Source organism: Paenibacillus oceani (genome assembly GCF_014705615.1).
Lineage (GTDB): Bacteria > Bacillota > Bacilli > Paenibacillales > NBRC-103111 > Paenibacillus_AB > Paenibacillus_AB oceani.
Map to the genome: position 1 here is coordinate 1 of NZ_JACXJA010000038.1, position 13,837 is coordinate 13,837.

General features: G+C 57.7%; 12 protein-coding genes and 1 other annotated feature. All 12 genes read left to right on the forward strand.

Translation table 11 applies throughout. The features are described from left to right. Positions 1–219: 219 nt before the first annotated feature. Positions 220–1,737, forward strand: coding sequence for a ribonuclease H-like domain-containing protein (locus tag IDH45_RS24380; protein ID WP_190930751.1), 1,518 nt, complete (start codon positions 220–222; stop codon positions 1,735–1,737). An 81-nt stretch (positions 1,738–1,818) separates the two neighbouring features. Beyond that, positions 1,819–2,637 carry a TIGR01457 family HAD-type hydrolase gene (locus tag IDH45_RS24385; protein WP_190930752.1) on the forward strand — a complete coding sequence of 273 codons (819 nt, stop codon included), beginning with the start codon at positions 1,819–1,821 and terminating at the stop codon, positions 2,635–2,637. Between the two features lie 23 nt (positions 2,638–2,660). After that, positions 2,661–3,470 carry an Fpg/Nei family DNA glycosylase gene (locus tag IDH45_RS24390; RefSeq protein ID WP_190930753.1) on the forward strand — a complete coding sequence of 270 codons (810 nt, stop codon included), beginning with the start codon at positions 2,661–2,663 and terminating at the stop codon, positions 3,468–3,470. Positions 3,471–3,491: 21 nt separating this feature from the next. Beyond that, positions 3,492–4,334 carry a deoxyribonuclease IV gene (locus tag IDH45_RS24395; protein ID WP_190930754.1) on the forward strand — a complete coding sequence of 281 codons (843 nt, stop codon included), beginning with the start codon at positions 3,492–3,494 and terminating at the stop codon, positions 4,332–4,334. After that, entirely contained in the window at positions 4,331–4,702 is a 372-nt protein-coding gene (locus tag IDH45_RS24400) for a cyclic-phosphate processing receiver domain-containing protein (RefSeq protein WP_190930755.1), read from the forward strand. Before IDH45_RS24395 ends, IDH45_RS24400 begins: the two co-directional genes overlap by 4 nt. A gap of 242 nt (positions 4,703–4,944) precedes the next feature. Beyond that, positions 4,945–5,709 (forward strand): ABC transporter ATP-binding protein, encoded by a 765-nt coding sequence (locus IDH45_RS24405; RefSeq protein ID WP_190930841.1) that lies wholly within the window; start codon positions 4,945–4,947, stop codon positions 5,707–5,709. A 49-nt stretch (positions 5,710–5,758) separates the two neighbouring features. After that, positions 5,759–6,817: an SAM-dependent methyltransferase gene (locus IDH45_RS24410; protein WP_190930756.1), complete on the forward strand. Its 1,059-nt coding sequence runs from the start codon at positions 5,759–5,761 to the stop codon at positions 6,815–6,817. Positions 6,818–6,862: 45 nt separating this feature from the next. Then, positions 6,863–7,132 (forward strand) — a binding site (T-box leader). Positions 7,133–7,217: 85 nt separating this feature from the next. Beyond that, positions 7,218–8,168, forward strand: a complete 951-nt coding sequence (gene ilvA / locus IDH45_RS24415; protein ID WP_190930757.1) for a threonine ammonia-lyase — start codon at positions 7,218–7,220, stop codon at positions 8,166–8,168. A gap of 157 nt (positions 8,169–8,325) precedes the next feature. Further along, positions 8,326–9,306: a C40 family peptidase gene (locus IDH45_RS35065; RefSeq protein WP_190930758.1), complete on the forward strand. Its 981-nt coding sequence runs from the start codon at positions 8,326–8,328 to the stop codon at positions 9,304–9,306. Positions 9,307–9,539: 233 nt separating this feature from the next. Further along, the gene (locus tag IDH45_RS24425; protein ID WP_190930759.1) at positions 9,540–11,186 is read left to right on the forward strand and encodes a serine/threonine protein kinase; all 1,647 of its coding nucleotides are present in this window, start codon (positions 9,540–9,542) and stop codon (positions 11,184–11,186) included. Between the two features lie 274 nt (positions 11,187–11,460). Further along, positions 11,461–12,651 (forward strand): nucleotide-binding protein, encoded by a 1,191-nt coding sequence (locus tag IDH45_RS24430; RefSeq protein WP_190930760.1) that lies wholly within the window; start codon positions 11,461–11,463, stop codon positions 12,649–12,651. Then, positions 12,596–13,825 carry a CpaF family protein gene (locus IDH45_RS24435; RefSeq protein WP_190930761.1) on the forward strand — a complete coding sequence of 410 codons (1,230 nt, stop codon included), beginning with the start codon at positions 12,596–12,598 and terminating at the stop codon, positions 13,823–13,825. Before IDH45_RS24430 ends, IDH45_RS24435 begins: the two co-directional genes overlap by 56 nt. The last annotated feature ends 12 nt before the right edge of the window (positions 13,826–13,837 follow it).

Here is a 13,837-nt window from a genome sequence, read left to right on the forward strand (position 1 = left end):
GCTGTGTAATCCTTACACGAACTGTCGGAACGACAGGGTTAGCTTGGTGAACTTCTCTTCGTTAGAAGGGACTACCCAAGAATCTCGTGATTTTAGTCATGAGAGGTTCAAAAAATTCCGTTTACGGACTATCTATGACCGATATCAGGAGGTTGGGCTGACCGGCAGGTCGCTGGCCGTGAAGCTGCTCGCCGCGATGAGGGAAAGGGGCTGAAGCCCATGAGCTCACTGAAAGACAAGCTTTCCCGGCTAACGAAAAGCAATGAGGCTTCCAAGAAGCCGGCCGTTCCGGAGGCGGATAAGCTTGCCGGTGATTCGTCAGTCCGAGTGGGCGCAGGCGTTTTGGCCGAAGCGGGTGTATCCGGTGCCGGAAGCATGGTCAGCACCGATACTGCAGGCGAAGCCGGCCAGCTTGGTAGGTCTTGGGACCGGTTGGGAGCGAAGGCTCATCATAATGAGCGGGGACATTTCGTCATCCGCAGAATCGTATATCCTTTCGATTACCGTCACGGTACCTATTGTCTCGGCGATCTAATCGGCGAGGCGGAGCCGCTCGCTGCGCTGGGAGCTTCCGCGTCCAAAACCAAAGGAGGCCGAAGCGGAACCTCGCGGCGAAGCTCCTCTGTTTCTGCTGATCCGGCACCGGCCGTATGCGCGAGGCATGACAGACTGTTGTTCCTGGATACGGAAACGACGGGCCTCGGCGTCGGGGCGGGCAACGTCCCGTTTATGGTCGGGATCGGCTTTTATGAGCCGGATGGCTTTGTCGTGGAGCAGATGTTCATCCGCAACCCCGCCGAGGAAGCGGCGATGCTGCATCATCTGCGGGAAAAGCTGGCGGAGCGCGACCTGCTCGTCTCGTACAACGGCAAATGCTTCGACTGGCCGATTATTAAAAACCGGTACATCCTGAACCGGCAAAAGGACGGAGCGGTTGACCCGGTTCATTACGACTTTCTGTATCCGTCGAGGAGCCTGTGGCGTAATACGCTGCCCTCGTGCCGTCTCAGTTCGGTGGAGCGCGAACGGCTCGGTCTCAGCCGCATCGATGACGTACCCGGTTCGCTGGCTCCGGCGCTTTACTTTCAATATTTGGCCGAAGGGGACGCGGCGCTGGTCGAAGGCGTATTTGAGCACAACGAGAAGGACGTGCTGACGTTAGCCTGCTTGGCCGTTCATTTTACCCGGCTGCTCGGCGGACAGATTCCCCTGTCGCGGATGGAGCCGGAGGAACTCTACCGGCTGGCGCTGTGGCTCGATAAGCTGGGGCGTCCCGGCGAAGCGGAGGAGACGATGCGGGAGCTGCTCGATCGGGAGACGGACAACGCCGCCGACTACTGGCTTTCTGCGGCAAGTTTTTATAAGCGGCAAGGAAGATTTGGAGCGGCGGTCTCGCTCTGGGAGCGTTATATCGAACGCAAGCGCCGCGCGCGGGTTGTGACTCCGGAGCCTTATATCGAGCTGGCGATGTATTACGAGCATCGGGAAAAAGATTTGGATAAGGCGCTGCAGTATGCCGAGCTGGCGCTGGAGCGGTCCATTGGACGGATGGCGGCCGTCCGCAAGGAAGGGGCTTCGGCGGAGGAAGCGGCAGCGATCCGCAAGCGCATCGACCGGCTGAGATTGAAGCGGGAAACCGCCGCGCAGCCGGCAAGAACGGCAAAGGCTCCGGCCACCCGAAAAAGCCGTCGTACCGCGGTTCGGACGGTTGAGGTGTGGCAGCAGACTTTGCTGTAGGATGAAAAAGAGGAAGCAATGGAAGGAAACCGATAGGACCGGAATACAATAAGGAATTGGCAGGAAGGAGCTGCTTCTGCGATGAGCCGTCGCGAGAATAGCCACGCTTTTTTAATCGATTTGGACGGGACGATGTATGCAGGGAACTCGAAGATCGAGCATGCGGAACCTTTTATCGGGAGACTCCGGGAGCTGAAGCTCCCGTTTCTGTTTGTGACGAACAACTCTTCGAGGACGCCGGAGCAGGTGGCCGAGCATTTAATCCGGATGGGGATAGCGGCAAAGCCGGAGGAGGTCGTCACTTCCTCGCAGGCGACTGCGCATTATATTGCTGGGCGTAAACCGGGAGCAAAGGTGTTCGTGATCGGTGAAGCCGGTCTTAAAAGCGCGCTTGAGGGAGCGGGTCTGGAGCTTGTGGAAGATCAGCCCGATTATGTCGTACAGGGGATCGATAGGCAGTTCAATTACGACAAGCTGGCGAGAGCCGTACAGTATATAACGGATGGCGCCGAATACGTGCTCACGAATCCGGACCGGCTGCTTCCTTCGGATGGCCGGCTCGTTCCCGGAGCAGGCTCGATCGCGGCTTCGATCCAAGGCGCGCTGCAGATCGAACCTGTCGTCATCGGCAAGCCGTATGAGCCGATCATGCGGTTCGCTTTGGAGCGGCTGACGTTTGCAGAGCAAGTATGGGCGGTAGGCGATAACCCGGCGACCGATATTTTGGCCGGTCAAGCGGCGGGTCTGCGGACTGCGCTCGTACAGACGGGCATTGCGACGGCAGACAACGTCGAAGAGCTGCTGGAGCGTTCGGGAGCGTCGCCGGACCTGATCTGCTGCAACCTGGAAACGCTGCTGGAACGGTTGAACTTGCACCCGGAAGGGCAGGCTAGCAAGTAAAACAACCAAAAGAAGGAAATCCAATGCCAGAACTTCCCGAAATGGAAACGTACCGCATGTTGTTAAGCCAGCGAATGCTGCATCAGCCGATCGTAACGGTCGAGGTCGAACGCGAGAAATCGATCAACGTCCCGGTCGCGGCGTTCCGTCAACGGGTCGAAGCCCGTTTCGTCACCGGCATATCCCGGAGAGCCAAACATCTGTTGTTTCACCTCGACAGCGGCGAGATATTGCTGCTCCATCTTATGCTTGGCGGCTGGATGTTTTACGGCACCGAAGAGGAGAAGCCGGACCGGACGACGCAGGTCGTGCTTTCGTTCGGACAGCGCAATTTGTATTTTATCGGATTGAGACTCGGTTTTTTACATCTGCTCAGCCGGGAGGAAGCGGACAGCCGTCTGGCGGAGCTGGGGCCGGAGCCGCTCGAGCCCGGATTTTCCGAAGCCGATCTGCAGCGCAGGCTGATGAGGAAACGGACGATGCTGAAGCCTGCGCTTGCCGACCAGAAGACGATTGCAGGGATCGGAAACTGCTACTCCGACGAAATCTGCTTTGATGCGGGCTTGCTGCCTACACGAAAAACCTACTCCTTGTCTCCGTCCGACTTCGGAGCTCTTTACCGTTCGATGAACCGGGTGCTGCGCGAAGCCATTCGGTTCGGCGGCTATATGGAGGACCCGCTATTTCCCGGGGATGCGCTTACGGGCGGGGTGAACAGCCGCTGCACCGTGTATGACAGAGGCGGGGAGCCGTGTATCCGCTGCGGAAGTCCGATTGTGCAGGAAGAGCTTGCTTCTCGCAAGGTGTTCTACTGCACGAGCTGCCAGCATTAACGAACGAGGAGGAACCGATCCGTGTATTTCGGCGCTCACGTAAGCATTCGCCACGGTTTTCTGGAAGCCGCGAAGCAGACTCATCGCATGGGGGGACGCGCGTTTCAGTTTTTTCCGAAAAATCCGCGGAGCCTGTCGCTTAAAACGATGGACCGCCGCGACGCGGAAGCGTGTGCCGCTTTTTGCCGGGAACATGACATCCGTTCGATCGCCCATACGCCATATCCGACGAATCTGGCCGCAGATGCCGGAGAGCGCAGACAGATCGTCGTCCGCTCGCTGCTGAACGATCTGGAGATTGCCGACGCTTGCGGAGCGGTAGGCGTTGTCGTCCATTTCGGCATATACAAAGGGGCGGAACGGCTCGACGGGTACAAAAATATTGTAGCCACGTTAAATGAAGTGGTTGAACAGTGGGAAGGAACGTCGCAACTGCTGATCGAAAACCAGTCGGGCGAGCACGCCCGGATGGGGATGACGTTCGAGGAGCTGACCGGAATCCGCAATTTGTGTGCCCATCCGCACAAGGTCGGATTTTGCCTGGATACGTGCCACGCGTTCGCCAGCGGATTATGGGACGGCTCGAACTGGGGCGAGGTCGAGGCCAAGGGCGTTTCGCTCGGCTATTTCGACGAGCTGAAGGCCGTTCATCTGAACGACTCCGTTTACCCTCACCAATCGTACAAAGACCGACACGCCAACATCGGCAAAGGGGAAATCGGGGAGACGTCTTTGCGCAAGCTGCTGGAGTCCCCCTACCTCCGGCATATTCCGATCGTGCTGGAGACGCCGACGCCGGAGGCCGGCACGCATAGGGAAGAAATTGCGAAGCTAAAATTTGTAAGCGGAGAGGGAAACGGATGATCGATTTGTATTTGGACGACATGCGCAAGTGTCCGAAAGGGTTCGTGCTGGCCAAAAACGCGGAGGAATGCGTCGAGCTGCTGCGGGAATGCGAAGTGCGGGTGCTGTCTTTGGATTTCGATCTGGGCTGGGGCGCCCCGAACGGGATGGAAGTCGTCCGCTTTCTCGTTGCGGAGCAAAAGTATCCGGCTTATATTTATTTGCATTCGTCGAGCGCCGCAGGGCGTTCCGCGATGTATCATATGTTGTATACGAACAAGCCGGATCATGTCCGGTTATTCAACCATCCCATGCCGGAAGAACTGCTGCGCCTGATCGCAAGCGGCAAATTCGAGGTGGAAAACGAGTCCGCACATAAGCTACAATAGGATAGGTCTTTCTTACAGTGCGAGTTCAAAAAGTCCGGTTTTCAGCACCGAGAAGAAGGGATGAAGCTAGGAAATGAGGAGCGGAGCGTAGCGTAGTGGGAGTTTTTGTGAGCACCGGAAGTTCCGGCTGAATTCCATATTCGATGTCGAGTAGACTTCCTGATCGGCTTCGAGATCATAAGCGGACTTTTTGAACAACCTCTTACAGGAGCTTGAGTATATCTGAAGGCGGTGTGCGGATTTTGATCCAGCTGGACAATATTCATTTTATACGCGGGGAACGTACGATTTTAAACGATGTCAATATGCATATGCGTCAGGGAGAGAACTGGGTCATTCTCGGCAAAAACGGCTCGGGAAAAACGACGGTTCTGGAGCTGATTACCGGCTACCAATTCCCGAGCTCGGGCAAAGTACGCGTACTGGGCCAGCCTTACGGGGAAATCGATCTGCGGATGGTGCGCAATAAGATCGGCTACATCAGCCAGTCGCTGATGGAGAAGCTGACGATGCGCGACCCGGTATGGGAAGTAGTCGCTACCGGCGAATACGGATTTTTGCGGTTTTATCAGGATATTCCGGATGAAGTGAAGCGCAAGGCGATCGAGAAGCTGGAGCAGGTCCGTCTGCCGCACGTGGCAGAACAACCGTTGGGGTCGCTTTCGCAAGGGGAACGCAAAAAAATTATGCTTGCGCGCGCCTTGATGACCGATCCGTCGGTGCTCATCCTGGACGAGCCTTGCTCGGGCCTCGATCTGTTCGAAAGAGAGCAATTGCTTGAAGATATTCAGGAGCTGGGCAAAACGGGAATACTCCTGGTATATGTCACTCACCATATCGAAGAGATTGTTCCGGTTTTTACCCATATCGCCTTGATGGATCAGGGCAAAATCGTGGCACAGGGCGAGAAGAAGCAAGTATTGACCGCCCAACTGCTGCGCGACGCTTATCAAGTGCCGGTAGAGATCGACTGGATCAAGGACCGGCCCTGGATTCACGTTGTTTAATGACATCCACTATTCATACAGTGAATGATAGAAACGTTGAGGTGCATCGATGAACGAGCAAGCCGACACCGCCGCCGCCTCGCAATTTGTCGTTACGTCCAACCACGGATTTGCGGCATATGCTCAAGACGAGCTGCGGGCGCTGGTACCGGGAACGAAGTTTGAACCCTTGATCACAGATGAAACGTACCTGATGCGGATTCCGCTCGATCGTGAGGCGGCGATCCGCCGCATTACGTCGCATGAGCCTATTTTCCTGAGACATATGCATCCGATTGACAGAACGGTCGGAACTTCCGGTACGGCGGAAGATGTCAGCCTGTTGGCCGATTTGGCGGGTCAGCTGTTTTTGGACGGGTTCGATGGGGAGATCGGCAAAGTCACGGTGCAGATTCGCAAGGCGGAGCGATATGAGAGCGAATATTCCCCAGCCGAGCTTCGGGAAGCGATATCCGGCGTATTGCTTGAGCGCTGCGGGGTGGAATCCGTAGTGAAAGAAGCGGACCGGATCGTATCGGTATTTTTGTCGTCCGGCGCCGCATACATAGGCGTCTCGGCATCTGCGGACAATTTGTCCGATTGGCCGGGCGGAGCGGTGCGCTACCGAAAGGAAGAGGGACAGGTGTCCCGGGCGAAGTTCAAGCTGCTGGAGGCGGAATACGCATTCGGGCTGGAGCTGTCCCGGTTTCGCAAAGCGCTCGATATCGGGGCTGCCCCGGGAGGGTGGACCTCGCTGCTGCTGGAGCGGGGGGCGGAAGTGACAGCCGTCGATCCTGCGGATCTGCATCCCGATCTGCTCGGACATCCCCAATTGACCTATCTGAAGCGAAATGCCGGAGAAGTCGCTTTCCGCAGCGCTTCTTATGATCTGCTTGTATGCGATATGAGCTGGAGTCCGAAGCAGATGATCAAGCTGATCCTGCCGCTGCTTGACGCCTTGCGTCCCGGAGGGGCCGCTGTTATTACGCTGAAGCTGATGCACGGCAAGCCGTTTCAGACGGTGAAGGATTCGGTTCGGATGATGCAGCCGGTCATGCAGCTGCGCAAAGCGAAGCAGTTGTTTCATAACCGGGACGAGCTTACTGTTTATTTGCAAAAAATCAATTGATCTCGACTTGGCGCTGTGATACACTTAACGACAAATTGATCAGCCAATAAATCGATGAAGAGGAAGAGTAGACGCTTCCCCTGTTCCCAGAGAGTCGGCGGTATGGTGCGAGCCGATGTGCAGCCAGCGTCAAAAATCACCTCGGAGACGGGACCCGAATGCAAGTAGGGAACACGGATTTCCACCGTTACCAGGAACGGCATATGATGGTATGCCGACAAGAAGCGCCGGAGCTTCGTCTTGTTGCCGTATGTTTACGGTAACGACGATTTGCCGGAATTAGGGTGGTACCGCGAGATCGCTCTCGTCCCTTTTGGGATGAGGGCTTTTTTTGTTTTCTCGACCAAATAACAAATGAGGTGGTTTAGATGGGGATTACCAAGTCGGGTATCGGGACATCGTGCAAGCCAAGTTTAAGCTGAATGGAAGAATTCATCGCACGCCGCTTGTCCATTCGCAGACGTTCAGCCGGATGGCCGACTGCGAGCTTTATTTGAAGCAGGAAAATATGCAGAAGACGGGTGCGTTTAAAGTGAGAGGCGCGATCAACAAAATCGCCAATCTGAGCGAAGCCGAGCGGGCATGCGGCGTCGTTACGGCGTCGGCGGGCAATCATGCCCAGGGACTGGCGCTCGCCGCCGCTCAGGCCGGCATTCCGTCAACCGTCGTAATGCCGGTAAGCGCCCCCGAAGCGAAAGTGCTCGCCACGCAAGGCTACGGTTCTAAAGTGATCCTGCACGGGATGAACTACGATGAGTCGTACGAGCGCGCCAACCAGATCGCTGTGACGGAGGGGGCGACACTCGTTCACGCGTTCGACGATCGTTACGTCATTGCAGGTCAAGGAACGGTCGGGATGGAAATTTTGGATGACCTGCCCGATGTGGATGCGATTCTGGTGCCGGTCGGCGGCGGCGGTTTGATCTCGGGAATCGCGCTGGCTGTCAAATCGGTACGGCCCGAAGTCCGGGTGATCGGGGTTCAGCCGGTCGCGGCCAGCTCGGGATACGATTCGTGGCGCAGCGGCTCGGTTTGCCGGGTGGAGCGTCCGGCGTCGGCGGCGGACGGTTTGCTCGTGAAGCGTCCGGGCGAATTGCCTTTGCAGCTGATGCTGCAGTTCGTCGACGATTTCGTACTCGTATCGGAAGAAGAAATCGCCGAAGCGATGAGAATGCTGCTGGAAAGGGCGAAAGTACTGACGGAAGGTGCGGGTGCCGTAGGTTTGGCGGCGGTAATGAACCGGACGCTCGGCTTGCAGGGGAAACGGGTTGCGCTTGTCCTCAGCGGGGGTAATGTGGACTTGATCCGGTGGGCCGGTACGATCGCTCCGGCTGCGATCCATCAGGTGTAGGGGAAAGGGAGAAGCAGCAAACTTGGAGGCATAAACTCCCGGGATAACGGAATACGTATGAGCATTAACGACAGATGCCGGGGAGCGGAGGAATCGGTGACGGGAGTTCCGAAGCGAGCTGTGGCTTGCTTACTTGCTTCCAGAGGAGGAGTGGAATGTGACAACGCAAGAGCCGATTGGAGCGAATCCGGTTGATTTGGACGATCCGGCGAAAGCGGCTGAAACGCAGCTTGTGGTCAATTCGGCAGTCGCCACTTTGTGGAGCGGGCCGAATCGGGCCAGGGAGAAGGATAGGCCTTCTCTGCTCGCGGCTGCAGACATGCGCGCTTGGACCGGCAGCATGGATGTGGAGGAGAAGCTGTGGCTCGTGGGGAAGCTGGAGACGCAGGTGCTGTACGGGAAGCCTGTGAAGCTTGTTGCCGCCGACGGCGATTGGGCGCAAGTTTTCGTCCCCGGTCAGCCGACTTCCCGGAGCGATCAAGGCTATCCCGGTTGGATGCCGTTGCGGCAATTGGCGGAATGCGGCGGTTCTGTCTCGCTAGCCACCTGCCCGGAAGCTGTCGTAAGTTCGCCGACCGCATTTTTGTACGCCGATAAGGAAGGTACCGTTCCGTTTATGGAAATCAGCTTTAATACCCGGCTTCCGGTCGTCCGCGAGGAAAGGGACATGTATGTCGTTCAGACGCCGGCAAACGGGGAGAAGTCGGTCCGAAAGTCGGAAGCCGTTGTCAGAAACGTTTCCGGCAGGCTTTCTAAGCCTTCCGGCGAGCAGCTGGTATCCGCGGGAAAATCGTTTCTCGGACTGCCTTATTTATGGGCCGGGATGTCCGGCTTCGGATTCGATTGCTCCGGCTTCACGCATACGCTTTACGATTTCTTCGGCATTCTGATCCCGCGAGACGCTTCGGATCAGGCGAAGTCGGGTTTGCGCGTAGACCGGGAGAAGCTGCGGCCGGGCGATTTGCTCTTTTTTGCTTCGAATCGCGGCAAGGGAAAGGTTCATCATGTCGGCATGTATGCGGGTGGCGGTCGGATGCTTCATTCGCCCAGCTCCGATCGCTCGATCGAGATCATTCCGCTTGATACGCCTTCCTACTCGCAGGAGTTTGCAGGCGCCCGGAGATATATCCCCGAATAACGGATTGACAAGCCGCCGCTGCTTGCTCCAAGCGATTCGCCGGCGGCTGTCAACGACTGTCGCTATTCGCCCTATCGTGCGAGTTCGAAAAGTCCGGTTTTCAGCACCCAAGAAGATGGGATGAAGCTGGGAATAGAAAATGAGTGACGGAGCGTGATGTGGAAAATGATGGTGGAACGGTTCGTCCGATTTCGCTATAATGAGTGGTAAACCGCATAGAATGGGGGGAATCGATGAACCGTTCGACACCACCGGCCGGCGCTCCGCCGGCAGGAACCGTATACGGGGGGCGCTACAAAATTATACGGCCGCTCGGCGAAGGCGGGATGAGCGCCGTATATCTGGCCGACGATCTGCGGCTTCCCGGCAAGTTATGGGCGGTTAAGCGGACACAGCTGACAGGCATTTCCGGGCTGACGGCCGCCCATGAGGCCGCTATTCTCATGAAGCTCGACCATCCTTATTTGCCGCATGTTGTCGATTATTTTCCTCCGGACGAACAGGGGTTCAGCCATCTGGTCATGGAATATGTCGACGGAATTACGCTGCAGCAGCAATTCGAACGGAACGGCGGCCACATCCCTGCGGCTTCGCTGATCCGCTACGGCATTCAGCTGTGCGAGCTGCTGCAGTATATGCATGAGCTGGAATCGGGACCGGTTATCTTTCGCGACATTAAACCGTCGAACATTATGATCGACACTGCCGATCACGTAAGGCTGATCGATTTCGGCATCGCCCGCAAACACTCGCCGGACCGGCTGGCCGACACGGTGCCGCTCGGCACGGTCGGCTTCGCCGCGCCGGAGCTCATCGAGTCCGGCCGGACCGATTACAGATCCGATCTGTACTCCCTCGGAGCGACATTTTACTATTTGCTCAGCGGAGGACGGATGTACCATACGGTCCGCAAACCTTTAGCGCTTGCAGGCGGCGAGCGGGAACGGCTGCTGACGGAGCTGGTCGACCGGCTGCTGGACGATTCGCCGGTATTGCGGCCGGCGTCGGCTTCCGAAGTGAAATCGCTTCTCGAACGATGCTCCGATCCGGACGCTTACCGGGCGGATGCGATTGACGGCCGCGCAGCCGGCGGCTTGTTTCCGGTCAAAAGAGTGAGAGTTGTTGTCGGCGGGCTGTATCCCGGAGCCGGAGCGACGTTCGTTGCCGTAGCGCTCGCCTCCTTGCTTAGCGAGAGAGGAGTCACCAATGCGGTGGTCGAGCATCCCGGAGTTCGTCCTGAGCTTTACGGGCTGCTGGATGGCGAGCGGAACGCGCCCGCCGACTATTTGGGCCACACGGGGAGAGCTTCGGCTGTCCGCGAACGCTGGACGACCGGGTTAACGGAGTGGGTGCCGCTTGCGCCGGCCGGCCATGCGGCGTTGCCTGAGGAAGGGACTATCGTGCAGAGGATCTACAAAATCGACGCCCAGGTCACGCTGATTGATATCGGAGACCGGTGGCTTGACCACGATGTCGTCAAACTGCTGGATGAAGCGGATGCGATCGTCGCGGTTGCGGACCCGAGTCCGTCCCGGTGGACGAGCCCATCCGCCCGGACCATCGCCGATACGTTAATGAGGCGGCATGCGGCGGGCCGAAGCGTTCATTTTATGGCGAACAAGGCGGTCCCGTTCGGAGGAGCCAAAGAATGGTTGTCGTCTTTTCCGCTGCGCCCTTCCGCCGTCATTCCGTACGTGCCGTTCGAAGAGATCGTCAAGTCGTCCTGGAAAGGCAAGCTGCCGCAAGAAAACCCGAACGTGATGCCCGTCCTGCACAAGGCGTTGTCCGCATGGTTGTCCAAGTCGCTGAAGGTGGACCGGCAAAGCGATAGCGGCAAAGGATGGCTCGGCAAACTATTTTCGGGTACGCTCTTGCACTAATTGGAAATTATGGTATAATCGGTTACATCAAATCGTTATAAGCGGAAGCACCGCAATCGACGGCTACAACACCGTCGTTTGTGGTGCTTTTTTGTCGTTCAGGGGAGCATGTCGTTTTCTGAACGATGAAGGGTTGTGCCGGAGAGGAGGAATGGACCATGACCCGCAAGCAGTCGATAGGGCTTGCGGTCGGAGCTGCCGCCGCCGGAATCGCGATGGTGGCGTCCGGACTGTGGACCTGGTTTGGAGTTTGAATGAGGCGAGGGGGAGACGAATGACGGCCAAGCTGGAGGTCGTGATTGCGGACCGGGATGCGGATTATTTGGGGCTGTTAATGCATTATGTACGGGAATCGGATTGGAGCGAGCTGCTGTCGGTCCGGCAGTTGACCAGGCCGGACATGCTCCGGGAGCACCGGCAGAGCAGGGGGGCCGACATCTATTTGATCCATCCGGATTTCTGCATCGAGGACGGGATGGACGGCCTGGTCATCCTGCTGCAGGAGACACCGTGGGAAGCGGGCGGGGGCCGGGCCGATGCCGGGGAGTTAGCCGGCATTTATAAATACCGGCCGTTGCACCAATTGTTCGGGCAGATGCTGGAGCTGTACCGCAGCCGCTCCAATCCGGGAGAGCCGCGCCCCGTATCCGGTGCGGCGTCAGTATACGCGCTGTATTCGGCTTCGGGGGGAGCGGGGAAGACGACGGTTGCGGTTCATCTGCTTCGCTGTCTGGCGGAGAAGGGACAGCGCTGCCTGTACTGGAACATGGAGCTGTTTCCGGGCGCGGCGTTCCCTCAGGAGGCGGATGTTGAGCTTGCGGCCCGGTTCGTATACGGGCTGCGCACGAATGCCGATTGGACGGACGAGGCGCTGCCCAAGCTGCTGGCCCGTGCCGAGCCGTATGGCTTCGATTATTTTCCGGGCTTTCGCAAAGTAAAGGAATCGCTGGACCTTACGCGAGACGACGTCGCCAGCCTGATCCTCCGGATAAGAGCTGCCGGTCGATACGATGTTGTCGTCATCGACCTGGAATCGACGTTTCATGAACGGGTGGTTGGCGCCTTAGCCGGATGTGATATCGTATTATGGCTCGTTACGGAGGATAAGGAGTCGGCGGCCAAGACATCGAGGCTGCTGAGCGAAATGAAGGAGGGTCTGGGAGGAGCGGCGGACCATCTCGAGAAATGCCGGTTCGTATTGAACAAACATACCGGCGTCTTGTCCGACAAGCTTCAACGGGGAATAACGGGTGTTGAGGGGAAGGCGATATCTATGACGGCCAGGCTGCCGTATGTGTCCAAGTGGAAACAACTGCACGGGGCCGAGCGTTCATCGTCCGATCCGCTGTTCGCGGAACGAATCGCGGAGATGGCCGAGCTGATCCGTCCCGCCTCCGGAGGTGATCCTGTTGTCCGTACAAGCGATAGCCCGCGCGCTTCGCGACCAAGTTCGCGACACGATTGATCTGGCCGGCGACCATTCGGACGAGAGCTTCTATCGATCCATCGAGGAGACGGTGTTCCGTTTTGCGGGCGAGTCGTATATGACGGCGAACGAACGGCGGGAAGTCGTCAAGGCGATTTTCAATTCGTTCCGGGGCTTGGACGTCCTGCAGCCGCTAATCGACGATCCGGCGATTACAGAGGTGATGATCAACGCATATGACGAGATTTATATTGAGCGGGAGGGCCGCGTCCTGCCGTTTGAAGGGCGGTTCGAGTCGGCGGGCAAGCTGGAGGATGTGATTCAGTCGATCGTGGCCAAAGTGAACCGGGTCGTGAACGAGTCTTCGCCGATCGTCGACGCCAGACTGCCGGACGGATCGCGGGTTAATGTCGTTTTGCCGCCGATTGCTCTCAAAGGACCGGCTATGACGATCCGTAAATTTCCGACCAGTCCGTTAATGATGGAGCATTTGATCAGCCGCGGAGCGATTCACGATGAGGCGGCGGCGTTTTTGGCCAAGCTGGTTCGCGGCAAATACAACGTATTCATCGGCGGCGGCACCGGGTCGGGCAAAACGACTTTTCTGAATGCGCTGTGCGCTTATGTGCCCGAGGACGAGCGGATCGTTACGATCGAAGATTCGGCGGAACTGCAAATCCGCGGCGTGCCGAACTGGGTGCGGCTGGAAACCCGCAATGCAAATACGGAAGGGAAAGGCGCGATAACGATCCGCGATCTGATCCGGGCGTCGCTGCGTATGCGGCCCAATCGGATTATCGTCGGGGAAGTTCGCGGCGCCGAAGCGTTCGACATGCTGATGGCGATGAACACGGGTCATGATGGTAGCTTATCGACCGGCCATGCCAATTCGGTCCGCGACATGCTCAGCAGGCTGGAAACGATGGTGCTTAGCGGTGCGGCGCTGCCGGTCGACGTCGTTCGCAAACAGATCGAATCGGCCCTCGACATTATGGTGCATTTGTCCCGATTTCGCGACCGGAGCAGACGGGTAACCGAGATTACCGAGATTGCGGGGATGGAGGACGGGGAGATTCGGCTGAATCCGCTGTACACGTTTGTAGAGGAAGGCGAAGACGAAGCGGGTATGGTGCTTGGCCGCCTGCAGCGAACCGGCAATCCGCTTCTCGGGATGCAGAAGCTCGAACAGGCGGGAATCAGCCTGCTTCCGTAGATTCCAATGCCG

Bases quoted from the DNA above. Each gene is read 5' to 3' on its own strand.
- IDH45_RS24385 (WP_190930752.1), top strand. From the start codon at position 1,819: ATGAGCCGTCGCGAGAATAGCCACGCTTTTTTAATCGATTTGGACGGG.
- IDH45_RS24430 (WP_190930760.1), top strand. From the start codon at position 11,461: ATGACGGCCAAGCTGGAGGTCGTGATTGCGGACCGGGATGCGGATTAT.
- IDH45_RS24425 (WP_190930759.1), top strand. From the start codon at position 9,540: ATGAACCGTTCGACACCACCGGCCGGCGCTCCGCCGGCAGGAACCGTA.
- IDH45_RS24380 (WP_190930751.1), top strand. From the start codon at position 220: ATGAGCTCACTGAAAGACAAGCTTTCCCGGCTAACGAAAAGCAATGAG.
- IDH45_RS24410 (WP_190930756.1), top strand. From the start codon at position 5,759: ATGAACGAGCAAGCCGACACCGCCGCCGCCTCGCAATTTGTCGTTACG.
- IDH45_RS24390 (WP_190930753.1), top strand. From the start codon at position 2,661: ATGCCAGAACTTCCCGAAATGGAAACGTACCGCATGTTGTTAAGCCAG.
- IDH45_RS24400 (WP_190930755.1), top strand. From the start codon at position 4,331: ATGATCGATTTGTATTTGGACGACATGCGCAAGTGTCCGAAAGGGTTC.